At 44.6% G+C, this 26,429-nt stretch carries 19 protein-coding genes; 7 read left to right on the forward strand and 12 right to left on the reverse strand.

Features of this window, described 5'->3' with window-relative positions; all coding sequences use genetic code 11:
- Window positions 1-196: 196 nt before the first annotated feature.
- The 11 genes from U2P89_RS01420 to U2P89_RS01470 form a co-directional block, all read right to left on the reverse strand.
- Window positions 197-1,567 (reverse strand): TolC family protein, encoded by a 1,371-nt coding sequence (locus U2P89_RS01420; protein WP_322190397.1) that lies wholly within the window; start codon window positions 1,565-1,567, stop codon window positions 197-199.
- 258 nt (window positions 1,568-1,825) lie between these two features.
- Window positions 1,826-2,974 carry a galactokinase gene (gene galK, locus U2P89_RS01425; RefSeq protein ID WP_091905316.1) on the reverse strand — a complete coding sequence of 383 codons (1,149 nt, stop codon included), beginning with the start codon at window positions 2,972-2,974 and terminating at the stop codon, window positions 1,826-1,828.
- 25 nt (window positions 2,975-2,999) lie between these two features.
- Entirely contained in the window at window positions 3,000-4,340 is a 1,341-nt protein-coding gene (locus U2P89_RS01430) for an MFS transporter (RefSeq protein WP_076930498.1), read from the reverse strand.
- A 61-nt stretch (window positions 4,341-4,401) separates the two neighbouring features.
- Window positions 4,402-5,487 (reverse strand): aldose epimerase family protein, encoded by a 1,086-nt coding sequence (locus U2P89_RS01435; RefSeq protein WP_322190398.1) that lies wholly within the window; start codon window positions 5,485-5,487, stop codon window positions 4,402-4,404.
- Between the two features lie 130 nt (window positions 5,488-5,617).
- The gene (locus tag U2P89_RS01440) at window positions 5,618-6,931 is read right to left on the reverse strand and encodes a hemolysin family protein (protein ID WP_091905319.1); all 1,314 of its coding nucleotides are present in this window, start codon (window positions 6,929-6,931) and stop codon (window positions 5,618-5,620) included.
- 36 nt (window positions 6,932-6,967) lie between these two features.
- Complete coding sequence (locus U2P89_RS01445) at window positions 6,968-7,870, reverse strand: sugar phosphate nucleotidyltransferase (protein WP_091905322.1); 903 nt, start codon at window positions 7,868-7,870, stop codon at window positions 6,968-6,970.
- A 166-nt stretch (window positions 7,871-8,036) separates the two neighbouring features.
- Window positions 8,037-8,720 (reverse strand): RluA family pseudouridine synthase, encoded by a 684-nt coding sequence (locus U2P89_RS01450; protein WP_092027339.1) that lies wholly within the window; start codon window positions 8,718-8,720, stop codon window positions 8,037-8,039.
- A 4-nt stretch (window positions 8,721-8,724) separates the two neighbouring features.
- The gene (gene fabG, locus U2P89_RS01455; RefSeq protein ID WP_092027341.1) at window positions 8,725-9,471 is read right to left on the reverse strand and encodes a 3-oxoacyl-[acyl-carrier-protein] reductase; all 747 of its coding nucleotides are present in this window, start codon (window positions 9,469-9,471) and stop codon (window positions 8,725-8,727) included.
- Between the two features lie 64 nt (window positions 9,472-9,535).
- Complete coding sequence (locus U2P89_RS01460; RefSeq protein ID WP_091905331.1) at window positions 9,536-10,135, reverse strand: TetR/AcrR family transcriptional regulator; 600 nt, start codon at window positions 10,133-10,135, stop codon at window positions 9,536-9,538.
- A gap of 86 nt (window positions 10,136-10,221) precedes the next feature.
- Window positions 10,222-10,797 carry a DUF3109 family protein gene (locus tag U2P89_RS01465; protein ID WP_091905334.1) on the reverse strand — a complete coding sequence of 192 codons (576 nt, stop codon included), beginning with the start codon at window positions 10,795-10,797 and terminating at the stop codon, window positions 10,222-10,224.
- Between the two features lie 214 nt (window positions 10,798-11,011).
- Window positions 11,012-11,893, reverse strand: a complete 882-nt coding sequence (locus U2P89_RS01470) for a CPBP family intramembrane glutamic endopeptidase (protein ID WP_175533566.1) — start codon at window positions 11,891-11,893, stop codon at window positions 11,012-11,014.
- Between the two features lie 185 nt (window positions 11,894-12,078).
- Here U2P89_RS01470 and tig point away from each other — a divergent pair, with 185 nt between their 5' ends.
- From tig to U2P89_RS01505, 7 genes are all read left to right on the forward strand, one after another.
- Window positions 12,079-13,635 carry a trigger factor gene (gene tig, locus U2P89_RS01475; protein ID WP_092027347.1) on the forward strand — a complete coding sequence of 519 codons (1,557 nt, stop codon included), beginning with the start codon at window positions 12,079-12,081 and terminating at the stop codon, window positions 13,633-13,635.
- A gap of 178 nt (window positions 13,636-13,813) precedes the next feature.
- Window positions 13,814-14,488 (forward strand): ATP-dependent Clp endopeptidase proteolytic subunit ClpP, encoded by a 675-nt coding sequence (gene clpP / locus U2P89_RS01480; protein WP_091905342.1) that lies wholly within the window; start codon window positions 13,814-13,816, stop codon window positions 14,486-14,488.
- Window positions 14,489-14,491: 3 nt separating this feature from the next.
- Window positions 14,492-15,736: an ATP-dependent Clp protease ATP-binding subunit ClpX gene (gene clpX / locus U2P89_RS01485; RefSeq protein WP_092027348.1), complete on the forward strand. Its 1,245-nt coding sequence runs from the start codon at window positions 14,492-14,494 to the stop codon at window positions 15,734-15,736.
- A 257-nt stretch (window positions 15,737-15,993) separates the two neighbouring features.
- The gene (recQ, locus tag U2P89_RS01490; RefSeq protein WP_091905347.1) at window positions 15,994-18,192 is read left to right on the forward strand and encodes a DNA helicase RecQ; all 2,199 of its coding nucleotides are present in this window, start codon (window positions 15,994-15,996) and stop codon (window positions 18,190-18,192) included.
- Window positions 18,193-18,377: 185 nt separating this feature from the next.
- Complete coding sequence (gene dxs, locus U2P89_RS01495) at window positions 18,378-20,339, forward strand: 1-deoxy-D-xylulose-5-phosphate synthase (RefSeq protein ID WP_322190399.1); 1,962 nt, start codon at window positions 18,378-18,380, stop codon at window positions 20,337-20,339.
- Window positions 20,340-20,369: 30 nt separating this feature from the next.
- A complete protein-coding gene (trkA, locus tag U2P89_RS01500; protein ID WP_322190400.1) occupies window positions 20,370-21,707 on the forward strand; it encodes a Trk system potassium transporter TrkA in 1,338 nt (445 codons plus the stop codon).
- A 62-nt stretch (window positions 21,708-21,769) separates the two neighbouring features.
- Window positions 21,770-23,236 (forward strand): TrkH family potassium uptake protein, encoded by a 1,467-nt coding sequence (locus U2P89_RS01505; RefSeq protein WP_322190401.1) that lies wholly within the window; start codon window positions 21,770-21,772, stop codon window positions 23,234-23,236.
- A gap of 89 nt (window positions 23,237-23,325) precedes the next feature.
- Here the strand turns inward: U2P89_RS01505 and clpB are convergent, their stop codons facing one another.
- Window positions 23,326-25,914, reverse strand: a complete 2,589-nt coding sequence (gene clpB / locus U2P89_RS01510) for an ATP-dependent chaperone ClpB (RefSeq protein ID WP_322190402.1) — start codon at window positions 25,912-25,914, stop codon at window positions 23,326-23,328.
- Window positions 25,915-26,429 lie beyond the last annotated feature (515 nt).

The raw sequence follows: 26,429 nt of genomic DNA on the forward strand, positions 1-26,429 counted from the left end.
TTTTTATCTCTTATCCTCTGATTATCAACTTCATTTTTAACTGCGAAACATCAGTCATTTTTATTATCCTTACAGGAGTAAAAGGATGTCATCATAATTCCTGTGAGCAGGATAAAAGCCATAAAAGATAAGCTGATACACCTTTTTGAATTGTTATTCTTTGTCTTCATATGATTATTTATTTTCTGTAGTTCCCTCAAATCAAGCCCTGATAGTATTCCAATATTTTAATATTCAGCAAAGCCATATATTTTGCCTGCAGCAATTCCTGTTGAGCCGTTATCAATCTGTTTTTTTCCGTCAACATTTCAATCGTATTCTTGAGGCCCAATGTAAACTGTTCGTTCATCACATCGTAACTCTCCCGGCTATATTTAACTTTCTCTTCGGCCGCAACGAACTGAGCTTGTGAAGCCAGGGTATTTAAATAAGCCGTTTCAATGTCGGCATATAGTTCTTTTCGGATACTTAATTCATTCAATTGTGATGAATAGACATTGATGCCGGCTTTCTCCACGGCGCTTTTGACAGTCCTGTTGGAAAAGATGGGAATGCTGACCGACAATCCAACCACATTGTTCCAGTTATTTTTCAACTGGGAGCCGAAAGAATATCCCGAATGATTATAGAGGTTGCCGGTCCCCGTATTTGCCTGTAAACTGACAGTAGGATAAAAACCGGCCTTCGCTTTTTCAATGCCCAGTTGCGCATATTCGGTGTTAAGCTGGCTATTGCTTATTTGTGGCATCACATGTAAAGCCGTCTGATAAATCGTCTGTTTATCGGGGATCAGGGATAATACATCTTCCTCGTCGGGTGGTGTGAGCGCTAAATCCATGCTGTCAAGCCTGTCCAGTTCCAAAAGTTGTTTCAATTGTAATTTATAATTCTCCAGGGTGGTTTGGGCATTCACCAAATTGTAATTATCCGCTGCATACTGTGATTCCCATTGAGAAACATCGCTTTTGGCTACCGAACCGACAGATAATTTTATTTTATTGCTCTCCAATTGGGCTTTACTTAATTCTACGGCGTCCTCATAGGCTTTTAACGCCTCATTGGCATATAGAATTTGGAGATAGTTTTGTATAATGGCTAATTTGATGTTGTTTTTACTCTCTTCAATTTCCAGATCGGCAATCCGGTTGTTTAATTCGGCCTGTTTGATACCGGTAATGCGTGAACCGCCGTCGAATATAGTCCATGATGCATTCAGGCTGTAACTTCCGGATGTGGAAAGGGTGGATGTTCCGGAAGATGTATCTTCTTGTGAAAACGGGTAATTGGTCAGGTTTTGACCAATAGATGCCGAAAGTGAAGGAAGCATTGCCGCTTTCGCCAGTTTGGTATCGACCAATCCGGTTTCTTTATTGGCTTCACTCTGTTTTATTTGTATATTATTTTCAAGTGCATAATCGATACACGCCTGTAAATCCCATTGCGAGGGTAAGGCTTTTTCTTGCGAATATGCGGCCGATATTCCTGACAAAAGGAATATTACTACCGTGATACAAACAGAAGCAATATTTGTCCTTATCGGAAAGAATGGATAAAAAATGTACCTCATAAATAATCCTTTTTTCAGGCAAAAGTAGCGTCGACCGACAAGTTCCTAAAAACATTTCGACGAAAGTTCGGTATTTATCGACCAAAAAAAGGAATCACGGTATTAATGACTTTCCGGGAAATGCATTTTTTCCCGGAACATCATCAGGATAAGAGGCAAATCATTACAAATCGGTAAAAGACGGTTAAAAAAAAATTGGAAGCGGGGTTTTCAGTATAACCCCGTCTTCCAATTTTACAATATAACTGTACTGTATATTCAGAGCTTACGTGCTCCGTCGCTGATCACCACGTCATACACTTTCGGTTCGTGGCCGTATTTGGCTTTGAACTGCGCTTTGGCATCGGCGATAAATGAATCGTACAATTCATCTTTCACCAGATTGATGGTACAACCGCCAAAGCCGCCGCCCATCACACGCGAACCGGCTACACCGTGCTCACGGGCCACATCGTTCAGGAAATCGAGTTCCTCACAGCTCACTTCGTAGAGTTTACTCATACCGTGGTGCGTTTCATACATCTTCTGACCGACGGTCTCATAATCGCCTTTTTCCAATGCATCACACACATCGAGTACCCGTTGGGTCTCCTCGATCACATATTTGGCACGCAGATAGTCCTCTTCCGAAATCTCATTCTTTACCTCGTCGAGCATCTCCATAGAAGCATCACGTAGGAACTCCACCTCAGGGTGGCGCTTTGCAATGGTTCTAGCGGCATGTTCGCACGATTCCCGCCGTTTGTTATATGCCGATGAAGCCAGTTCATGTTTTACAACAGTATCAAGCAACACCAGTTTATATCCTTTGGGATCAAACGGGAAATAGGCGTATTCCATCGATTTGGTATCGAGACGGATCAGATTGCCTTTCTTCCCGAAAATGGAAGCAAACTGGTCCATAATACCGCATTTCACACCTACATAGTTGTGTTCGGTGGATTGACCGATACGCGCCAGTTCGAATTTATCGATGCCAAGGTTTAACAGATCGTTCAATGCAAAAGCATAGGTACTTTCCAATGCCGCCGAAGAAGACATCCCGGCACCGAGGGGCACATCGCCCGCAAATGCGGTGTCGAATCCCTTCACCGTACCACCTCTTTTGATGATCTCACGGCATACGCCAAACAGATATTTGGCCCAACCCTCTTTCGGAAGATCCTCTTCATTGAGCCCGAACTCGGAACTTTCATCCAGATCAATCGCATAGGCCCTTACCTTATCCGTGCCATTGAACCGGATAGCAGCGATCATGCCTTTATCGATAGCGCCGGGGAATACGAAGCTCCCATTATAATCGGTATGTTCCCCTATTAAGTTGATACGTCCCGGTGAGGCATAGACCTCCGGGGTCTGGTTGCCGAATTTCTCTGAAAATATTTTAATTACTTGTTCTTTCGTCATTATAATTAATTATTAAAACTCCAAATTATTCTTCTACGGGTGCACTCTGGGAAGCAGTATCTACCGGTACTTCTTCATCCGTCACAGAGACACCGGTGGTTACGTTCTTCGAACCGATCAGGGCATAGAACAACAGGTAAGCCAATCCTATGGCAATCACCCAATAGCTTGCCAGATAACTGACAGAATCGGCTATACCACCCTGAATAGCAGGAAGGATACCGCCACCGCAAACCAGGGTCATAAATATTCCCGTAGCGGCCGGTGTGAACTTGCCCAACCCTTCTACTGCCAGGTTGAATATGCTACCCCACATGATGGATGTGCAGAAACCGACCAACACCATAAACATTGCATTAATGGGTATCTGTACCAACCCAAATGAAAGGCCGCCTTCGGAGGTAAACGCCGGGAATGTAACTTCGATGGTTGTCGGTGAGAAGATAGCTGCCAGGATTAATAACAATCCCACTAAAGAAGCTGTAGAAAGCATGGCCTTACTGGAAATTTTACTTCCTAAGGAAGCCCCGATCAACCTGCCTGCTAACATAAAAAGCCAATAGATCCCGGCCACAAATCCCGCGGTTGTTTTACCGACCGGTGTGTCGGATAACCATAATATCATTACGCCGGGTGTACCGACTTCAACTCCCACATAAACAAAAATAGCAACGGCACCCAAGATAAAATGCCTGAATTTCATCGCTCCTGACATCAGTGTACCCATTGGTTCTTTTGTCTTTGTCGCGTGAGGCTCAGGAATTCTTATGCCCATCAAAACAAAGAATACAACAGCAAAAACACCCATTGCGATGTACATTACCGGAAATACATCACTGATCCTGGCGCTGGTCGCTTCACCGATCAAAATACCCACGAAAGCGGGCGTAAAGGTAGCCATCACGGAGTTGAAGGAACCACCGACCTGGATCAGCTGGTTGCCTTTGTTACCTCCGCCGCCCAACGTGTTCAACATGGGGTTGACCACGGTATTCAACAGACACATGGAGAAACCGGCAATGAATGCCCCGAGCAGGTAAACAACAAAGGCTGCTCCTTCGGGTGCATGTCCGGAGAGAAATTGTACAAATACCCCTACAAACCCCACGGCAATAGCGATCAGGGCCGTTTTTTTATACCCGACACGTTGCAAAAGCATGCCGCCCGGTATTCCCATCACTGCGTAAGCAATAAAATTGGCTGCATTCCCCAGCAACCCGAGGAAATTGGAAACGCCGAATTGTTCTTTTAATACTTGTCCCATCGGTGCCGCCAAATTGGTAACAAATGAGATCATTCCGAAAAGCGCGATCATCATGATGATTGGCACAATCCGATTCTTGTTCTGATCAGTAGTCGTGTTCATACTTTTTGATTAATTAATTATTAATTATTATTCTATTAACTGTTAATGGTCTAATACAAAATCATTTTGAATCCTCGTTCAAAAACCGGTAGGTTGTCCTCGATTCAAAAGTCTCATCCGGCCGCAGGATCACCGACGGATATTCCGGCTTATTGATGCTATCGGGGAAATGTTGTGTTTCGAAACAAACAGCCGATCTTGCAGGATAACGCTTCCCATGCTTCCCGGCAAAATTACCGGTCATCCAATTGCCGGTATAGACCTGCATACCTGGTTCGGTAGTATAGATCTCCATTTTGACTCCTGTTTTCGGAGAAAGACAGTAACCCGCATAAACGTATTCATCCATACTCTTTTTATCCAAAATAAAAGTATGATCGTATCCTTTGCCAAAATGTAGTTGTTCAAAATCGTCATCGATCCGCTCTCCTATGGTATGGGGTACGGTAAAATCGAACGGCGTTCCCTTTACCGGTGCCGGTTCACCATAAGGTATGGCCGTATTATCGGTAGGCAAATAACTCTCTGCATTAATCACTAACCAATGATCACTGATGGATGGATCCCCTTGTCCGGAAAGATTGAAATAAGAATGATTGGTGAGATTCAGGATGGTCGTTTTGTCGGTAGTGGCCTTATAATGAATATCCAGAGCATTATCGTCCGTCAAAGTGTAAGCCAATGTAACGGCGAGATTACCGGGAAACCCTTCTTCCCCATCGGGCGAGAGATAAAACAGTTCGATACTCTGGTCAGTCACTTTTTTCACTTCCCATACCACAGCATTGAACCCCTTAATTCCTCCATGGAGTGAGTTAGGGCCATTGTTCACTGCCAATTGGTATTCTTTCCCTTCAAGAGTAAAACGGCCTTTGGCGATCCGGTTAGCCGTCCTGCCGCAAATAGCACCGAAATAAGCCTCTTCCGAAGTCAGGTATTCATCTATCGTATTATGGCCCAATACAACGTCAACCAATGTTCCGTCTTTATCGGGTACCATCAGCGAAACTATTTTAGCACCATAATTGGTGACCGCCAGTTCGCATCCATTCTCGTTTGTCAGAGTGTACAACCCGATTTGCCTGCCGTCTACCGTTTTCTGAAAAGCATCGACAAGCAAACCGGATTTGCCATACAATTTGTTCATGTAATTTTCTGGGTTTAAAATTAAGATATCGATGAAGATTGATTCTCTATAAATCTGCGGTAAAATTACCACCTATTTTCGACGTAGCATGAAAAAATTTTGTGTTATATAACATAAAACTTTTTAATTATTACATAAATACTTCATCAACTTCTTTTGATTTTTTTGTTACTAAAACTTTATCTATTTTATTTCCATCCACATCCACAATCTCGAAATGGAGATTGTCATAATCGAACTGATCTCCTACTGCCGGGATCTTATTGATGCATTCAAACACAAAGCCGGCTACAGTAGAATAATCGATCTTGTCGAAATTCACAATAAAATCCTCATCCATCTGCGACAATATCTCTATAGGCGCCTCTCCACTTACCAGAGCGGACTGGTCATCACGTATAAATATGAGTGGGTCCGAGAGTTCATCTTCGGTTTCTTCAGGAATAGCGCCTACCAGGTTTTCAAAGATATCATGAATAGTGATAATTCCGTCAAGGCTTCCATATTCGTCCACCACTACAGCCACAAACTTGTGGTTATTTTTGAAATTCTCCAGTACTTTTTGTGCCAGTTGATTATTCGGGACAATAATAGGCTCCATGATCAGATCCTCTATTGAAAAGAGGTCCCTCTTATTGAGCCGTAACAGGAAATCCCTCATGGAGATGGTACCCACAAAATCATCGATCTCTTTTCTACAGGCAAGGATCTTACTGTGTTTTGTTTGCAACAGGTCCTCTATGATCTCCTCCCTGCTTTTGCTTATATCCACCCATTCCACATCGGTACGGTGCGTCATAAGGTGGATGGCCCGTTTATCGGAAAAATAAAAAACCTGCTCGTGGATTATATTTTCTTCAGCATCAATCACTCCTTCATGGGAAGCGGTTTTTAACATGGCCCTCAATTCCATTTCCGACATTACCTCCACTTTGGGCTTCAAACCTATCAGCCGGTTGACGAAACCGGTCGATACCGACAACAGTTTTACAAACGGATAGAAGATGATACTCACCACATAAATGGTTGGAGCCACTGCTATCGCCATTTTCTCGGGATTGTTCAAAGCGATGGTTTTGGGAACCAGTTCACCTATCACTATGGAAACATAAGTGATAAGAAACACCACAATTACCATGGAGACGACTTCAGCAAAAGGCACAATAGACGGGAACTGCTGAAAGAAAGGAACCAGATAAACAGTGAAAGCCTGCCCTCCGTAAGCACCGTTGATGATACCGATCAGGGTAATTCCTACCTGTACAGACGACAGGAAATTACCGGGGTCGGAACGTAATTTCAATGCTCGTTTTGCACCTAACTTACCTTTCTTCCGTTCTGCCTCCAGTTTATTCTTCTTGGTAGATACAATAGCGATCTCCGACAAGGCGAAAAAACCGTTAAAAAGGATCAGTATAAGAATGATAATGATGTCAATCCACATAGCAGGTCAGTTCTGTAAAATATAACCGTGATGATTTTACCACAATGGAGAGGGATATATTCCCTCATCGACGAGACTTTTCAACTTTGCCACGACACCGGAGCGGTCTTCGGCATAAGTAACGCCGAACCACGAGGAAGGCGTATCGAGTACTTTCACAGAAGCATTACCATTAACGATCAGGTGATTGACCAATAACGGTATAAAATATTCTGCTTTTAGATTTTCGGCATTTTCTTTAAGGAATTGCACAAAATAATCATCGGAATATTTGAAATAGTCGGGCGTAAATCCCCACATATTCATGGATACAGGAGTGTTATCGTCGATGGCAACCCATTGGTCGTTTTCGTCCTTATAGCTCACTTTCCCATCCACACGCATTACCTGGGTACGTTCCACTACTCCGGTAAGATTGCGTTCTTCGTCAGTTTCACAAACCCCACGTGCTACGGTTCCACTTTCAGAAAGAGTGTTCCCGACACGGTAGCCCACCATACAATATTTGTTTTCACTTCCTTCCAGGGTAGAAAGATAATCAGCCAATACCTTATAACTCTCACGCCCGTAGAAATCGTCGGCGTTAATCACGGCAAAAGGCTCATTAATGACCTCTTTACCCATCATCACGGCATGATTGGTGCCCCAGGGTTTCACACGGTCAGGATGAGGCGTAAAACCTTCCGGCAATTTATCCAGTTCCTGGAATACCAGTTCCACCGGTATTTTTTTTTCATATTTACTGACGATCTTCTCCCGGAAATCATTTTCAAACGACTGACGGATCACGAAGACCAGCTTTCCAAAGCCGGCATTCACCGCATCATAAATAGAATAATCCATAATGGTCTCACCACCCGGGCCCAATCCGTCTAACTGTTTCAGTCCTCCATAGCGGCTACCCATTCCCGCTGCCAATACAAATAAAGTTGGTTTCATTTAAATTGATTTGATAATTTAATGATTTATTGATTTGTAGATTTATACTTTTTCCCTTAATAATGTCAGCTCATACACTGATATGCAAATGTAAGATTTTTATCTTAAAATTCATTCACTGCTTTATGGATAATATCGAATTCCTGCGGCTTATTAAGCAAAAAAATTATAAAATTGTATCTTTCACTTCAAATGATTTCCATAAATTATCTTCCGGCACAGGTGCGGTTACCAGTATCTTTTCTTTGGAGACAGGATGGATAAACGAGATAGTACGTGCATGAAGACTGATGCTCCCGTCCGGATTAGAACGGGCTGCGCCATATTTGAGATCTCCCTTGATTGGGCATCCTATTTTGGCTAATTGAACCCGGATCTGATGGTGTCTTCCGGTCTCCAGATCTATCTCCAGCAAATAATAATTCTGTGAAGCGGATATCAGCCGGTAATGCAGTACCGCTTTTTTGGTATGTGGTTTCTCACTAGTATGCGCAGTGGATTTGTTGGTCTTTTCATTCTTTATCAGATAGTGCGTCAACTGATCTTCCTCTTTCGGGGGACGTGCCTTCACAATGGCCCAATAAGTCTTGTCAACTTCGCCATTGCGAAACATATCGTTGAGCCGCGACAACGCTTTACTGGTCTTTGCAAACACCACCACTCCACTCGTAGGACGGTCGAGCCGGTGCGTCACACCACAAAAAACGTTGCCGGGCTTATTGTATTTCTCTTTCAGATACTCCTTCACCATCTCGGACAACGGTTTGTCGCCCGTTTTGTCGCCCTGCACGATCTCACCCGGCGCCTTGTTGACAATAATGATGTGGTTATCTTCGTAAAGAACTGTCATCTAATCAGGTATTCATACCACCGCAGACATTGATTACTTGTCCGCTTACATACGAAGAGAGGTCGGAAGCAAGAAAAAGAGCTGTATTCGCAACATCTTCCGGTGTACCTCCGCGTCGTAATGGAATCTGTTTTGCCCATTCGTTACGCACTTCTTCCGACAACTGTCCGGTCATTTCGGTAATGATGAAACCAGGAGCAATGGCATTGACACGGATACCGCGTGAACCTAACTCTTTCGCCATGGATTTCGCCAGACCGATCATACCTGCTTTGGAAGCAGAATAGTTGGCCTGACCGGCGTTCCCGGATACTCCCACCACGGAACTCATGTTCACGATGCTGCCTGATTTCTGACGCATCATCACAGGTGTCACCGCATGAATGAAGTTGAATGCCGATTTCAGGTTGACATTGATCACCGCATCCCATTGCTGCTCGCTCATCCGCATCATCAACCCGTCTTTAGTGATACCGGCATTGTTGATCAGGATATCTATGCGGCCAAAATCCTGCATCACCTGCTCAACCACCTTGTGTGTTTCTTCAAAATCGGCAGCATTGGAGGCATAGCCTTTACACTTCACTCCCAAAGAAGCAATTTCGTGCTCGGTAGCTGCACCGACCTCGTCTATAGTTAAATCCGTAAATGCGATATTCGCTCCTTCCGAAGCAAACTTCAATGCAATTGCTTTCCCAATACCACGGGCAGCTCCGGTAACTAACGCTGTTTTTCCTTCTAATAACTTCATATTATGTTAATTACTAATTATTAATTTCCCACTCCTCGTCTCCCCAATCTTCACTTTTCACTTTTCATTTTTCACTCCTACTATACAATCCCTTAAAAAGAATATCAGAGATAATCTCCCTGTCTTCTTTTTTATTATAGTCAAGCCCTAATGTACCCCGGATGGAAGGTACTTCCAATCCTTTAAAAGCATAATGCAATATTACCGCAGTCTGTTTCACATTCTTCAACACGAAGATACCTTTATTACAACCATCCTGGATAATTCCTTCAAGGTAGCTGATCTCTTTCCTGTCGAACTCCTTGCGGACGTTTTCCACCTGCCAGATATCCCTAAAGAAATTGGCACGTAACGTACCATTGCGTGTAACCACCTCCTTGACGGCACTCAAGCGTGTAAAAGCCAGCAGGATGAGTTTCTCATCAGCCGGAATATCACGTTTGATTACTTCCTCAAGCCTGTGGTACAACACATTGAGTTCCGACTCAATAACTGCCTTATAAATATCGTATTTGCTGTTGAAATAGGTATAGAGAGTGCGACGGCCACGTTGTGATGCTTCGGCAATATCATTCATCGTTGTGTTCTCAACACCTTTTTTGGCGAAAAGCTGCTGTGCTACATCGATTAAATCTTTCTTTGTTTTGGAAATTGCAGAAACCATACTATTATGCACATTTTACTTATGTATGTGCAAAAATAGCACAAGATTCTAAATTGAGAAAGCAAATAGGATAAAAAATCAAGAAATTACTCCTCTCCTTTCAGCAATTTGGCGGCTTCACACACTTCATTATACCACTCTTCCCCAAATTTTCTGGTCAACGGTTCTCTCAGGAAGCGGTAAAGGGGTATTCCTTCTTTCCTCCCAAGTCTTACGGCCGGCTCACATATTGACCAACGGTGATAATTGACTGCAGTGAAATCGCTGTATTCTGTCAACCTTATTGGGTAAAGATGGCACGAGACCGGTTTACGGACAGATATCCGGCCTTCACGGTAAGCATTGTCGATGGCACATTTGCAAATTCCATCTGCATCGAAGTAGGTGAATACACACTCTTTTCCATTTACAAGTGAGGTAACCAGTTCCCCATCATAATCGGTATAGGCGATACCCTGCCTATTAATCACCTCCTGTGCCTTCGGGGAAAGATCATTCCAGATTTCAGACAGAATTCCTTCTATCTCCCGGAACTCCTCTTTTGTAATAGGTGCTCCCGACTCCCCCTCTACACAACATTCTCCCTTGCATTTGCAGAGGTCACAGATAAATTGTTCTTCGAATATATCGTCCGACAAAAGCGTATTTTGAATTTGTATCATTATTATTGTTTATTTATTTTTAGAATAAAGACTGACAAATTAATAGAACCAAGACTATTTGGGATGTCAGATTTGGAATATGGGATGTTGGATTTGACTACGTCGATTTTCAATTCAGATTCCAAATTCAAGATTCAAGATTCCAAAATCGTTAAATCAACAAATCATTTTTCACACTATTATCCATCCATTTTCAATTTTCAATTTTCAATTGTCAACTTTCAATTGTCATCCTCCGTCGGTATCCCCGAAACAGCAGCACGGTACATAAGGCGCTCCCAACAGCGACAAAGGCAAACCACCTGTCGACCGGCATCTCGTCTAACTGCTGAATCCATTTACTGTCACCCCAGAAATAATGTAACACGACTATGAAAGCATTATTCATAAAGTGGAACAGGATAGGTACCCATAGATTCCGCGTGTAAAGGAACAGATACCCCAGCAGGGCGCCCAACAGGAGTCTGGGCAAAAATCCATAAAACTGAAAATGGACCAGACTGAATACCAGTGCCGTGATCCAGACAGCCACATGTCCGTTCGGAAACTTCTCCTGAATAAATTGTTGTAAGGCTCCACGGAAAAACATCTCTTCCGACACTGCTGCAAACCCTGCTACAATAATCAGGTTCAGGATAAGACTTCCGATGGTCTTACCCGATAGCAACAAACCGGTGGTCTCGAGTGCAGCATCTTCCATGGAGCGTAATACCTGCTCCACTTCATGCATAGATGCGGGAAGTTCCATCCCTTTGTTCCATTGGGACAGAAACGAAGCTAAACAGTAAGAGAAGATAAAAGCCAGAACAGCGAATATCATTTTTTCTCCCATCCGGCCATTGGCAGTCATCTTCAGGTAGCGTACCGGGGCAGTGTGAGTCAAAACAGCAATAAAATATGCCGGCAAAGCAGTGCCCAACACCGATTGCATTACCGAGCCCACATAAATCGCAGTCACTCCGTCTCCGCCGTCCACTCCCGGTATCATCAGAATAAGATTTGTCAGGATACCGGCTGTGATTACACCAATCAGCAGAAACAAAAAAAGCCAGGCTATCTTATAGCCGGGTGTGAAGGACGAAAAAAAAGGTTTCATTGCTGCTGTCATTTAAAGTGCAAAGGTAGTACAATAATCCGGTAACAGAATTGCAGCGGGTTCAATAAAATATTTTTTGCAGATTAAAAGAATAACACTAATTTTGCAATCTTATTTTTAAAAATGTTTCAAACGGTTGAATTTTACGCACTTTCAACAAAAAACAATCATTTTCAACTATTATAATGAAGTCAACACTGAACAAAACGAACGATGTGAATGGAACCATCGTCATTGAACTGGAAAAAGCAGATTATCAGGAAAAGGTAGATAAGTCACTGAATCAATATCGTCAAAGGGCCAATATTCCCGGATTCCGTCAGGGAAAAGTACCCAAAAGCCTGATCCGGAAATTATATGGAAAAGCTATATTGGTCGACGAAATCAATAAAATTGTTTCCGACGAAATAGGGAATTTCATTCGTGACAATAAACTTAAAGTACTGGGAGAACCTCTGCCGGCTGATAACCTGGACGAAGAAATTGATCTGGAAAAAGATGAGATACTCAAATTCTCGTTCGATGTGGCGCTTACTCCCGAATTCGACCTGAAGCTCGACAAAAGTGTTGAACTGACCTCCTACAAGATACAACTGGAACCGGAACTGTTCGAACGGCAGATGGATGCCTACAAACAGAATTACGGCACTTATGCATCTGTGGAAGAGGAAGCAAAAGATACCGATCTGATCAAAGGCACCCTTGTCGAAATGGATGGTGACAAGGAAAAAGAGAACGGCCAGGTAATAGAAAACGCTATCCTGATGCCGTCCTATATTAAGGATGAAGAGACTAAAAACAGCTTTATCGGAGCCAAAGTAGGTGACAGCGTGGTACTCAATCCCAGAAAGGCCTACGACAATAACGAAGCCGAAATAGCATCGCTGCTGCAAACCACTAAAGAAAACGTAGCGGAGATAAATTCTGATTTCCGGTTCGACATTAAAGAGGTGACCCGCTATAAAGAAGCAGAAATGAACCAGGAACTTTTCGACAAAGTATTGGGTGAAGGAGTAGCCACTACGGAAGAAGAGTTCAGAACAAAGGTGGGAGAAGAACTGGTGAAACAATTTAAACCGGACGTCGATCATCTGTTCATTCATGAAGCACGGGATCTCATTGTAAAGATGATGGAAGAAGTAACATTCCCCGACGAACTGTTGAAACGTTGGCTACTCGAAGTGGATGAAAAACGTACAGCCGAAGAGATAGAAGAAGATTTTCCAAAAATTCTGGAAGACCTGAAATTCCATGTGGCAAGACAGAAAATCGTGGAAGAAAACGAGATCAAAGTCGACTTCACAGATATTGAAGCGCTTGCAACGGAAGTAGCAAGAGCACAGTTTGCCCAATATGGAATGACCAACCTGCCTGCGGATGTACTGCAAAATTACACCAAGAGTCTGCTCGAAAAAGAAGAAACAGTCCGTAACCTGTTCGACAGGGCTACCGAAAACAAACTTATCGACTGGCTAAAAGAAAATGTGACCGTAATTGAAAAAGAGATCTCATCGAAAGATTTCAGCGAATTGATGAGCGGACATATGCATCAACACGGTGAACATACAGAAGAGCACGGTCGTGATGAAGATGTTGTGGAGGAAATCGTTTCCGACAATAGCGTAACAGAAGAGGCGGCCGACACAGAGCAACCTGTTTCTAACGACACACCTGACACAGAAGAGGGGACGGAGTCAACCGAAAAACCGGCAAAAAAAAGAAAAACCTCAACAAAAAAATAAATATCTGCTGAGCAACCTATCAATTGTTTATCTGGATTTTATTTTGTAATTCGATAATTCGTTATAAATTTGTTGTATAATTCTAAAGCTGATAAGTATACCGGGGTGTAAATTTGGCACTCTGTTTGCAGTTACTTTACAGGTAATAAATAGAATTATAAACATCAAACAAAATTTTATGCATAACGATTTTAGAAAATATGCGGTGAAGCATCTGGGCATGAACGGCTCCAGATTGGATAGTTACATGAATATCACCAGTCAGGGAGGATACATCTCCCCCACCATCATCGAGGAACGTCAGCTCAACGTAGCACAGATGGATGTTTTTTCCCGTTTGATGATGGATCGTATTATCTTCCTCGGCACTGCTGTCGACGATTATACGGCCAATGTGATCCAGGCCCAGTTACTCTATCTCGATTCTTCCGACCCGGGAAAAGATATCTCCATCTACATTAACTCACCCGGCGGGTCAGTCTATGCAGGATTGGGTATCTACGACACCATGCAATTCATCTCAAGCGACATATCTACCATTTGTACCGGTATTGCAGCTTCAATGGCGGCCATATTACTGGTAGCCGGTACCGAGAAAAAACGGTTCGCCCTCAATCACTCCCGTGTAATGATCCATCAACCGTTGGGAGGCGTACAGGGACAAGCCTCGGACATAGAAATTACCGCCCGTGAAATTGCAAAGATCAAACAGGAGCTTTACGCCATCATATCCACCCATTCGGGTAAACCCGTTGAAGATGTGGCCAGAGATTCCGACCGCGATTTCTGGATGACGGCAGCCGAGGCCAAAGAATACGGTATGGTAGATGACGTCCTGACAAAAAAGAAATAAACAATGGCTAAAAAGGTGAATAGCAGCAATCATTGCAGTTTTTGTGGAAGAAGTGAGCAGGAAGTAAATCTGCTCATTTCGGGTATGACCGGCTTTATCTGCGACATGTGTGCCGAACAGGCACACGAAATTGTGAACGACTCGTTCCAAAGCAACAAGAAATCAGACATCGGACTTTCCCTCTCCTCACTCCCTAAACCGGCACAGATCAAGGAGTTTTTAGATCAGTATGTGATCAAACAGGAGAGTGCAAAGCGTTTTCTGTCGGTATCGGTCTATAACCACTATAAACGCATCCTGCAGAAGAATACCAAAGATGATGTGGAGATTGAAAAATCGAACATCATTATGGTAGGGGCAACAGGTACAGGAAAGACATTGCTGGCCAGAACCATTGCAAAGATGCTGCAGGTACCCTTTACTATTGTGGATGCTACCGTGCTTACTGAAGCCGGCTATGTGGGAGAGGATATAGAAAGTATTCTCACCCGTCTGCTCCAGGTCGCCGATTATAACGTGAACGCTGCGGAAAGAGGGATCGTTTTTATCGACGAAATCGATAAAATTGCCCGTAAGAGCGACAACCCTTCTATCACCCGCGATGTGAGTGGTGAAGGAGTACAGCAGGGATTATTAAAACTACTCGAAGGCTCGGTGGTGAATGTGCCGCCCCAGGGGGGCCGAAAACATCCGGAACAACGGATGATCGCCGTAAATACCAAAAATATATTGTTCATTTGCGGGGGTGCCTTCGACGGGATAGAGAAAAAAATCGCCCAGCGCCTCAACACACGGGTGGTAGGTTATGCTGCCAGCAATCAAACTTCGGTAATCGACCGGAATAACCTGATGAAATACATCACTCCGCTCGACCTGAAATCGTTCGGCCTGATCCCTGAAATCATCGGGCGCCTTCCCGTCCTGACCTATTTGGAGCCGCTTGACCGGGATGCATTGCTGCGTATATTGGTGGAACCCAAAAACTCGATCATCAAACAATATCAGAAGTTATTTGAGATGGATAATGTAACGCTCACTTTCGACCAGGATGCTTACGAATATATTGTTGATAAGGCGATTGAATTCAAACTGGGAGCACGCGGACTGCGTTCTATCGTAGAAGCGATCATGATAGAAGCGATGTTCACCCTTCCTTCTTCTGCCGAAAAGAAAAAAATGCACGTCACCCGCGAATATGCTACGCACCAGTTGGAAAATTCAGACCTCCATCATTTAAGAGTAGCCTGACAGAGATTCCATTCGCGACATATAGGAACTCCGGCCGGTGAAAGCCGGTTGCGTGTGAATCAAAAAAACGCATGTTCAGCCTGCGTTTTTTTCATGTGTTCACCACCCGTTCTTTATTGAATTAGAGAGGATTTACAGCACAACCACAAATATTCATTTTGTATTACTATAAATCTTATTTGGAAATATAAAATACTTTCCTAAATTTGTGCTTGCCTTTCGGAAAAGGCAGATTTGATTACAGAGTGATTTGCTCAATGGAAAAACAAGATCTATTATACAAAGGGTTAAAGAAATATTTTGGGTTCGATACTTTTAAAGGTAACCAGGAGGCCATCATTGAAAGTATCTTATCCGGAAAAGACACTTTTGTATTGATGCCTACCGGTGGCGGAAAATCACTCTGCTACCAGCTCCCTGCATTGCTGATGGAGGGAACGGCGATTGTCATTTCACCGCTTATCGCACTGATGAAAAATCAGGTGGATGCCATGCGCAACTACAGTGAGGAGAACGGTATTGCCCATTTTCTAAACTCTTCACTCAACAAGCAGGAGATAGAAGAGGTAAAAAGAGATGTGCTCTCCGGTAAGACAAAAATGCTCTATGTAGCGCCCGAGTCGCTCACCAAGACCGAAAATGTGGAATTCCTCCGGAATATTCCCATTTCATTTTATGCTGTGGATGAGGCGCATTGTATTTCGGAATGGGGTCATGATTTCCGGCCGGAATACCGGCGCATCAGGCCAATCATCAGTGAGATCAGCGTACGCCCTATCATCACTTTAACTGCAACAGCCACACCAAAGGTACAGCACGATATCCAGAAGAATCTCGGGATGACTGACGCGGTGGTATTTAAATCATCTTTTAACCGCCCCAACCTCTATTACGAGATTCGTAATAAGACTGAACAAATAGACAGGGAGATCATTAAGTATATTCTCTCCCAGGGCAAAAAATCAGGAATTATCTATTGTCTGAGCCGAAAGAAAGTGGACGATTTTGCAGAGATCCTGCAAGCAAACGATATCAGGGCATTACCTTACCACGCCGGAATGGATGCCGCCACGCGCAGCAATAATCAGGATGCTTTCCTTATGGAGAAGGTGGATGTAATTGTAGCGACTATTGCCTTTGGTATGGGAATCGATAAACCTGATGTACGTTATGTGATCCATTATGATATTCCCAAGAGCCTTGAAGGTTATTATCAGGAAACCGGCCGTGCCGGACGCGATGGGGGTGAGGGAAAATGCATCGCATTCTATTCAGAAAAAGACCTGCAGAAACTGGAGCGTTTCATGCAGGGTAAACCGGTCTCGGAACAGGAGATCGGAAAACAACTGCTGCTGGAAACAGCCGCTTATGCAGAAACATCCGTATGCCGGAGGAAAGTGCTGCTGCACTACTTTGGCGAAGAGTATAACGAACCGAATTGTGAACATTGTGACAATTGTTTAAATCCCAAGAAGAAAGTGGAAGCGAAAGAGTTACTTATTACTGTGTTGGAAGCGATTACCGCTCTCAAAGAAAAACAAAAGGCCGATTATCTTATAAATTTCCTTATAGGAAAAGAATCATCTGATATAGAGACGTACGGGCATAATGAATTGGAGGAATTCGGATCGGGTGCCGATGAGGAAGAAAGTACCTGGGAAGTAGTTATCCGTCAGGCACTACTCGATAACTATCTGAAAAAAGATATCGAAAACTACGGTATTCTCAAGATCACCAAGAAGGGGAAAGACTTCTTGAAAAGCCCTGTCTCATTTGAGATAACGAAAGATGATGAAGATGAGGACAGCATGAGCGATCCGGAAAGTGATGATTCAGATGTGATCTCTGCCGGTGGAAGCGGTGGAGCTGCCGACCCCGTGCTTTTCTCCATGATGAAGGACCTGAGGAAAAAACTGTCGAAAAAATTAAACGTTCCTCCTTATGTTATTTTCCAGCCTTCGTCACTCGAAGCCATGGCCACCTCCTATCCCATTACGCTTGAGGAATTGCAAAATATTCCCGGAGTGGGTGCCGGAAAAGCAAAACGCTATGGCAAAGAATTCGTGGATCTGATAAAGAAACACGTGGAGGAAAACGACATTACCCGTCCCGAAGATCTCCGAGTGAAGACGGTCGCCAATAAATCGAAACTCAAAGTCTCTATCGTACAGGCTATTGACAGGAAAGTGGCACTTGACGATTTAGCGGAATCAAAAGGTATTGATTTTAACGAAATGCTGTCGGAAGTAGAAGCCATTGTATATTCGGGTACCAAGATCAATATTGATTATTTCCTCAATGAAGTGATGGATCAGGATGTATTGCAGGATATTTACTCCTATTTCAAAGAGACCGAGACAGATGATCTGGAGAAGGCACAGGAAGAATTGTCAGATTATACAGAAACCGAAATACGCCTGGTTCGCATCAAGTTCTTCTCCGATATGGCGAATTAAGGTAGAAAAGTGGGAAGGTGGAAAAATGGAAAGGTCTATGAATCATTAGGATAATTATAAACTATTTTATACCTAAACCCGTTATTAAAGAAGAAAACTGTGTGCAGAATTATGAAGCGAGCAGTAAATCTAAACATTGTCTTTTCTCTTTATTCTTTACCCCTTATTCTAAATAAAACAAGCGTATGCAATATTTACAACATATAAACAGCCCCGACGATCTGAAAAAACTCAGCATAGAACAACTGGAAACAGTTTGCCGCGAACTGAGGGAATTCATCATCGAGCAGCTTTCCAATAACCCCGGACATTTTGGATCGAGCCTGGGAACTGTAGAGTTGACTGTGGCGCTCCATTACCTCTATAATACTCCCTACGACCGACTCGTATGGGATGTAGGGCATCAGGCCTATAGCCATAAGATACTGACCGGCCGCCGCGACCGGTTTTCAACCAATCGTAAGCTGGGAGGGCTTTCCGGGTTCACCAACCCCAATGAGAGCGAATACGATACTTTTGCCGCCGGCCATGCGTCCACCTCCATCTCGGCAGCGTTGGGTATGGCTGTGGCAGCCAATCTCAGGAAGGAAATGAACCGGCATATCGTTGCCATCATCGGCGATGGATCCATGACCGGCGGATTGGCCTACGAAGGGATCAACAACGCCTGCTCGCAACCCAATAACCTGTTGATCATCCTTAACGACAATGATATGTCGATCGACAACAACGTGGGTGGAATGCAGGATTACCTGGTGAAACTGACCACTTCTGCAAAATACAATAAGGTACGTAACAATATCTACCAGGGTTTCAAAAAACGAAATCTGATTTCGGAAAAAGAAAAGAACCTCGTCCTGCGGTTCAATAACAGCGTCAAATCCCTGATAACCAAAGAGCAAAATCTGTTCGAAGGATTTAATATACGATATTTCGGGCCTGTGGATGGGCATGACCTGCCAGGATTGATCCGTATACTCCGCAATATCAAAGATATGCAGGGGCCGAAGTTACTTCACATCAAAACCGTCAAAGGCAAAGGATTCAGGCCGGCTGAAAAATCGGCCACCATCTGGCATTCACCGGGTCTTTTCAATAAAGAGACCGGCGAGCGGATCCTGAAGGATAATGCAAACCAACCCCAGCTTTATCAGGATGTGTTCGGACATACCCTTGTGGCGATGGCTGAGAAAAATGAGAAAATCGTGGGAGTGACTCCGGCCATGCCCACCGGCTGTTCCATGACTTTTATGGCAGACAGATTCCCCGACAGGTCATTCGATGTGGGCATTGCCGAAGCACATGCCGTAACCTTTTCCGCCGGCATGGCAAAAGAAGGATTGATCCCGTTTTGTAATATTTACTCATCGTTTATGCAACGGGCATACGACCAGGTAATCCACGATGTGGCACTACAAAAACTGAAAGTGATCTTCTGTCTTGACAGGGCAGGTTTAGTGGGTCCCGATGGCCCTACGCATCATGGTGTATTTGACCTTGCCTATCTTCGTCCCATACCCAACCTGATTATCTCATCGCCCTACAACGAACATGAACTGCGCAACCTGATGCACACAGCCGTATATGGAAACGAAGGACCTTTCGCGATCAGGTACCCCCGTGGCCAGGGTGAGATGACCGAATGGAAAAACGAACCCCATATCCTTCCTATCGGTAAAGGGAGGAAACTAAGAAAAGGAAAAGATATAGCCCTCCTCTCCATTGGTGCTATCGGCAATAATGCAGCAAGAGCAATCGACGAAGCGGAGAAATCGGGAATCAGTGTGGCACATTACGATATGGTCTTCCTGAAACCCATCGATCAAGAGTTGCTGCATAAAGTGGCAAGGAAATTCAGATATATCATCACCGTGGAAGATGGAGTCGTTAAGGGAGGGTTAGGAAGCGCCGTACTCGAATTCCTTGCGGAAAATGATTACTCCGATGTACACGTACTCCGCATCGGTATTCCTGATGAGTTCGTCACCCACGGATCTGTCAAGGAACTACAGCAGATCACCGGAATTGATGAAGAGGGAATACTGGAACATATTACGCGTATGTATAAGGAAACCCGGGGAATTCATGCACATCTACAGCCACCGCATAACAGGATAAACCCTGTTGTACAGATACATAACCGTTGAGATAGAGAATCATTAACTACAAAGGACGTAATGAAGATTTTAATAGCAGGTGCAGGAGCTGTCGGAACCCATCTGGCAAAACTTCTCGGGCAGGAAAATCACGACATAACCCTTATCGATGGCAATAAAGACCGCCTTGCCATCATACACGACAACTCCGACATACTTACCTATATCGGCAACTGCATGTCACTCAAAGACCTCACTGAAGCAGGAGCAACCAATGCCGACCTCTATATCGGTGTCACACCCGAAGAGTCGAAGAATATCACCTCTTGCATGCTCGCCTCCAATTTAGGCACGAAAAGGACGCTTGCCCGTATAGATAATTACGAATACCTGTTACCCAAGAACAAAGAATTCTTTGAAAAGTTGGGGATTCATTCCATGATCTATCCCGAACTGATCGCGGCCCGGGAGATCGCAATGTCGCTTAAAACGCCGTGGGCACGCTTCTGGTGGGAATTATGCAACGGAACCGTAATCCTTGCCGCCGCCAAAGTAAGGGAGAATGCCCCCATTGTGAATACATACCTGTACGACCTTCCACAGACAAACAAACGGTTCCACATGGTGGCCATCAAGCGCAATTCGCACACCCTGATACCTAAAGGGAGCGATCAGATACTTCCTGATGATATTCTTTATTTCACCACCCTCAGAAAACATATCGATTCATTGCCCGAACTGTTCGGTAAAAAATCGTTCGAGACCAGAAAGATTATGTTTATGGGTGGCAGCCGCATCACCATGCGTACCATACAACAACTCCCGTCGAACATCAATATAAAGATCATTGAACAGGACAGGGAACGTGCGGAAAAGCTAGTGGAGATGGCCCCTCCCAACGTCACCGTTTTTGTGGAAGACGGCCGGAACGCTGAATTTCTCCTGCGGGAGGGCATCACTGAGTCCGATGCATTTCTCGCCCTTACCGGTAACTCCGAAGCCAATATCCTGGGATGTATGATGGCAAAACAGTATGGCGTGAAGAGGACGGTGGCCGAAGTTGAGAATATCGATTACATCTCGATGGCAGAACGGTTCAATATTGGAACAGTGATCAACAAAAAACTGATCGCCGCCAGCAAGATCTACGAACTGTTGCTGAAAGCCGATGCTTCCAATATAAAGAGCCTTACTATTGCCGATGCCAATGTAGGGGAAGTCATCGCCAAACCCAACTCCAAAGTGACAAAAAAACTGATCAGGAACCTGAATCTACCGCCCGACATCACTTTCGGGGCCATCATCCGAAACGGGGAACCCATGCTGGTGGACGGAGATACATTGATTGAGCCCTATGATCAGGTAGTGGTGTTTTTCCTCAATAAATCACTGAAAAGTATCGAAAAACTATTTAATTAAATTTGTGCCAGGGCAGATTTTGCATACCGTACATGCATATGCCTCCGGACAAACTACGACGCATGCAAAGGTTTAACTATCAGTTTGTACTAAATACCGTCGGCTTGCTCCTGCTGATTGAAGCGGTCTTCATGCTTTTTTCCGCGTTCGTAGGTGAATATTATAACGAGACAGCAGTAAACAGCATTTATCTCTCGGCATTGATCACCTCCGGCTCCGGGGCAATCCTCACATTGCTGGGAAGAAAGCGGAAGCGGAAGTCGGCCAAGCTTACAAAACGGGAGGTGTACCTCACTGTCACGCTCTCATGGTTGATGATGGCATTGTTCGGCACGCTCCCCTACCTGTTCAGCGGCGCCATCCCATCCTTCACCAATGCATTTTTTGAGAGCATGTGCGGGTTTACCACTACCGGCAGCTCCACACTGGTCAATATCGAAGCATTTCCCAGGTCGCTCCATTTCTGGCGCAGCTTCACACAATGGATCGGCGGGTTCGGTATCATCATCTTCGTGATGTCGTTCATGCCGGTCTTCGGAGGGAGCTCAGGACAATTTTACGAAGCTGAAGCCACGGGTATTGCCGAAGACCAGTTCAGGCCGCGGGTCAAAGAGGTCACCAAGCATATGACCTTTACCTATCTCGGGCTCACTGTTGTAGGATTTATTTTTTTGCTGGCGGGACCTATGGATGCGTTCGATGCCGCCTGCCATACTCTCTCAGCCATATCTACGGGCGGTTTCTCCACGAAACAAGCAAGCATTGCCTTCTTCAACTCCCCCTATACCGAATATGTGATCACGATCATCATGTTTTTCGGTGGGACAAACTTCATGCTGCTATATACTTTCTTTACCCGTTTCTCTTTCTCCCTCTTCAGGGAGGAGGAATTCAGGTGGTATGTAGGGATCATTATGCTCTTCACCGTAGGAATAACGGCATTGCTACTGTCTACTGGCGAGATGGAGGGCCTGGAGCAGACCTTCAGGACAGCCCTTTTCCAGGTGATCGCGGCGATCACCACTACGGGATATGCGACGGTAGATTTCCAGCTGTGGGGGCATGTCTACTGGCTTCTTTTCCTGGCGATGATCCTCTTCTGCGGTTGTGAAGGCTCCACTTCGGGTGGCATGAAGATATCGCGGTTGGTGGTACTGTCGAAAAGCTCCTTCCTGGTATTCAAGAAGCAGGTACACCCCGATGCGCTTTATCGTGTCAAGTTGAATGGCAAGGTAATCGCCGGCGAGACCGCCTCCAAGATACTCGCCTTTGTCTTCCTCTACCTCTCCCTGGCTGCGATCAGCACTCTCATCCTGAGCTTTACCGGCATGACCTTCGAGGAGTCCATCGGCGTTTCCATCTCTACGATCAGCAGCTATGGATTCGGGCTGGGTTCTTACGGACCCAGCGGCACATTTGAATCGGCCACAGTCTTTGCCAAGTACTACCTCACCTTCCTGATGCTGGTCGGCCGTCTCGAAGTATTCACCGTTCTTTCGCTGTTTATTCCCAGCTTCTGGAGAAGATAAGTTGAAATCAATATTACTTCATTAGTTCTTCTTCGGCTACATCTTCTGTCCGGGGCCCCTTTCGATGAAACAGACGTAAACTGATAAAGTTAGTTCCTGAAAAAGACCGTATCGTCTATCGCATCGATCACGATCGGTTTTGTCTTATCCACCTTTCCTGCCAACAGGTCCTTCGAAAGCTGGTTCAACACCTTGCGCTGGATCAACCGTTTTACCGGACGTGCACCGAATTCAGGATCAAAACCTGCTACCGATATACTTCTGACCGCTTCATCTGTATACTTCAACTCGATACCGCTCTCCGACAGCATTTTCCCAACAGTATTTAACTGGATGCGTACAATCTGTTCAATCTCCTCTTCCTTCAACGGGGCAAACATGATAATATCATCGATCCTGTTCAAAAACTCCGGACGGATAGTTCTTTTCAGCATATCCATCACCAGATTCCGGGTATTTTCGATAATCTCTTCACGGTTCGAAGGAGTGATCCTTTCAAAATTCTCACGGATCAGGTTCGACCCCATATTAGAGGTCATAATGATAATGGTATTTTTGAAATTCACCACCCTCCCCTTGTTATCGGTCAACCGGCCGTCATCCAGCACCTGCAACAGGATATTGAACACATCCGGATGGGCCTTTTCAATCTCATCGAACAATACCACTGAATAGGGTTTACGGCGGATAGCTTCAGTGAGTTGTCCACCTTCATCATACCCCACATATCCCGGAGGTGCTCCAATCAGCCGGGTAGCACTGAATTTCTCCTGATACTCGCTCATATCGATACGGGTCATCATATTCTCATCATCGAAGAGGTATTCTGCCAGCGCTTTCGCCAACTCCGTCTTACCAACACCCGTCGTACCCAAGAAGATGAAAGAACCGACAGGACGTTTCGGGTCGCTCAATCCGGCACGGTTACGCCGCACTGCGTCAGCTACGGCAGAGATAGCTTCCTCCTGGCCGACAACACGTTTATGAAGTTCTTCTTCGAGATGAAGCAGTTTCTCTCGTTCGCTCTGCAGCATCTTACTCACCGGAATACCGGTCCACCGCGATACTACATCGGCAATATCTTCAGCATCCACCTCTTCTTTAATCATCGCACGTCCACCCTGGCGTTCATGCAACTGTTTTTGCAGTTCTTCGATCTCAGTCTCTTTCTCCTTGATCGTACCATAACGTAATTCAGCGACCTTACCGTAATCACCTTCGCGCTCGGCCCGTTCTGCTTCAAACTTGGCATTTTCAATGTCGATCTTGTCCTGCTGGATCTTGTTGATAATTTCTTTTTCAGACTGCCATTTGGCTTTATATTCCGACTCTTCGGCACGTAAATCTTCAATCTGCCTGGTAAGTAACTCCTCTTTCTGGGTATCATTTTCACGACGTATTGCTTCACGTTCGATCTCCAACTGCTTGATTTTCCGCATGATCTCGTCCAGCTCTTCAGGAACAGAGTCGACTTCCATACGCAGTTTGGCGGCCGCCTCGTCCATCAGGTCGATCGCCTTGTCAGGCAGGAAACGATCCGTAATATAGCGGCTCGACAGTTGTACGGCAGCAATAATCGCTTCGTCTTTGATACGTACCTTATGATGGTTTTCGTACCTTTCTTTCAATCCACGGAGGATCGAGATTGTATCCGATTCACTCGGTTCGTCCACCATCACTGTCTGGAAACGACGTTCCAACGCTTTATCCTTTTCAAAATACTTCTGGTATTCATCCAGCGTAGTAGCTCCGATAGCACGCAATTCACCACGCGCCAGGGCAGGTTTCAGGATATTGGCGGCATCCATTGCGCCTTCACTCTTTCCGGCACCGACCAGCGTATGAATTTCATCAATGAAAAGGATGATCTCTCCATCCGACTTCACCACTTCGTTGATTACTGACTTCAACCGTTCCTCGAACTCACCTTTGTACTTTGCACCGGCAATCAGCGCTCCCATATCCAGAGAATATATCTGTTTGCTCTTGAGGTTCTCCGGTACATCACCCCGCACGATACGGTATGCCAATCCTTCGGCAATGGCAGTCTTCCCTGTTCCCGGTTCACCGATCAGGATAGGATTGTTCTTTGTGCGCCGGCTCAGGATCTGCAAAACACGACGGATCTCTTCATCACGTCCGATAACAGGGTCAAGTTTACCGTTACGGGCACGTTCGGTCAGGTTCACAGCATATTTGCCCAGCGACTGGTAAGTATCTTCGGCCGACTGGCTTGTCACCTTTTGTCCTTTACGTAAATCCTGAATAGCTGCCTGCAACTGGTTCAGTGAAATGCCCGCATCTTTCATCATCTGAGATGCACTGTTCTTTTCATCCATGATTGCTAACAGCAGATGTTCCAGCGATACGAACTGGTCACCCATCTTGCTGGTGAAATCGTTCGCTTTCTGGAAAACGGCATTAGTCTCCCGGCTTAACATCGGGTCGCCACCTGATACACGGGGAAAAGACTCAATTTCCTTGTCGAGCACTCTCTCCAGATTTTGAGGATTTACACCCAGTTTCTGAAACAGAAAACTGGTTATATTTTCGCCTACCAGCATCATCCCTTTGAGCAGGTGTGCCGGCTCAATCATCTGCTGATTGTTTCCCTGTGCCAGTTCGATAGCCTTCTGTACCGCCTCCTGGGCTTTTATTGTAAAATTATTAAAGTTCATATATATTATCTCCTTTCTTATTCTATTGTTAAACGTGATAACCAACTCAAAAGTTCCACATATAATGCTGAATTCCAAACCCGCTTCACGCTGATTTACATTAGAATGTCATCAAAATCTTTGCCAAAGCATAGTATCTGACTTTTTGGCAGGAATTTTCTGATCGGTCACTCACATGTGTATAGATTTCGCGGTTGTCTTGTAGGAATCAACTGTCTCAAAACGAGGGAGACTTATTTTAATTGAATGATCATCCGTAAAACGTCAGATTCACATAATATGGTCATTACATTTGCAAACCTAACGCAAGCTGGATTCACATAAAAAAACAGACATTTAGGAGTATTTACGGATCATCTTAATTTATATTGCAATTTTCAAATATTCTATTCATAGAATTGCGTATATTTGTGCGTTACCGGCAATGGTAACATAACTATCGCAATTCCCTCGCCACCCGAAATAATCCGCACATTGCTTTCAAGGTCGAAAATCTAATGACAGCAATTCAAGGT

The organism is Proteiniphilum sp., from assembly GCF_034331125.1.
Lineage (GTDB): Bacteria > Bacteroidota > Bacteroidia > Bacteroidales > Dysgonomonadaceae > Proteiniphilum > Proteiniphilum saccharofermentans.

Excerpts from the sequence above, each read along its gene's own strand:
- U2P89_RS01420 (WP_322190397.1), bottom strand. The coding sequence starts at position 1,567 with ATGAGGTACATTTTTTATCCATTCTTTCCGATAAGGACAAATATTGCT.
- galK (WP_091905316.1), bottom strand. The coding sequence starts at position 2,974 with ATGACGAAAGAACAAGTAATTAAAATATTTTCAGAGAAATTCGGCAAC.
- U2P89_RS01430 (WP_076930498.1), bottom strand. The coding sequence starts at position 4,340 with ATGAACACGACTACTGATCAGAACAAGAATCGGATTGTGCCAATCATC.
- U2P89_RS01435 (WP_322190398.1), bottom strand. The coding sequence starts at position 5,487 with ATGAACAAATTGTATGGCAAATCCGGTTTGCTTGTCGATGCTTTTCAG.
- U2P89_RS01440 (WP_091905319.1), bottom strand. The coding sequence starts at position 6,931 with ATGTGGATTGACATCATTATCATTCTTATACTGATCCTTTTTAACGGT.
- U2P89_RS01445 (WP_091905322.1), bottom strand. The coding sequence starts at position 7,870 with ATGAAACCAACTTTATTTGTATTGGCAGCGGGAATGGGTAGCCGCTAT.
- U2P89_RS01450 (WP_092027339.1), bottom strand. The coding sequence starts at position 8,720 with ATGACAGTTCTTTACGAAGATAACCACATCATTATTGTCAACAAGGCG.
- fabG (WP_092027341.1), bottom strand. The coding sequence starts at position 9,471 with ATGAAGTTATTAGAAGGAAAAACAGCGTTAGTTACCGGAGCTGCCCGT.
- U2P89_RS01460 (WP_091905331.1), bottom strand. The coding sequence starts at position 10,135 with ATGGTTTCTGCAATTTCCAAAACAAAGAAAGATTTAATCGATGTAGCA.
- U2P89_RS01465 (WP_091905334.1), bottom strand. The coding sequence starts at position 10,797 with ATGATACAAATTCAAAATACGCTTTTGTCGGACGATATATTCGAAGAA.
- U2P89_RS01470 (WP_175533566.1), bottom strand. The coding sequence starts at position 11,893 with ATGAAACCTTTTTTTTCGTCCTTCACACCCGGCTATAAGATAGCCTGG.
- tig (WP_092027347.1), top strand. The coding sequence starts at position 12,079 with ATGAAGTCAACACTGAACAAAACGAACGATGTGAATGGAACCATCGTC.
- clpP (WP_091905342.1), top strand. The coding sequence starts at position 13,814 with ATGCATAACGATTTTAGAAAATATGCGGTGAAGCATCTGGGCATGAAC.
- clpX (WP_092027348.1), top strand. The coding sequence starts at position 14,492 with ATGGCTAAAAAGGTGAATAGCAGCAATCATTGCAGTTTTTGTGGAAGA.
- recQ (WP_091905347.1), top strand. The coding sequence starts at position 15,994 with ATGGAAAAACAAGATCTATTATACAAAGGGTTAAAGAAATATTTTGGG.
- dxs (WP_322190399.1), top strand. The coding sequence starts at position 18,378 with ATGCAATATTTACAACATATAAACAGCCCCGACGATCTGAAAAAACTC.
- trkA (WP_322190400.1), top strand. The coding sequence starts at position 20,370 with ATGAAGATTTTAATAGCAGGTGCAGGAGCTGTCGGAACCCATCTGGCA.
- U2P89_RS01505 (WP_322190401.1), top strand. The coding sequence starts at position 21,770 with ATGCAAAGGTTTAACTATCAGTTTGTACTAAATACCGTCGGCTTGCTC.
- clpB (WP_322190402.1), bottom strand. The coding sequence starts at position 25,914 with ATGAACTTTAATAATTTTACAATAAAAGCCCAGGAGGCGGTACAGAAG.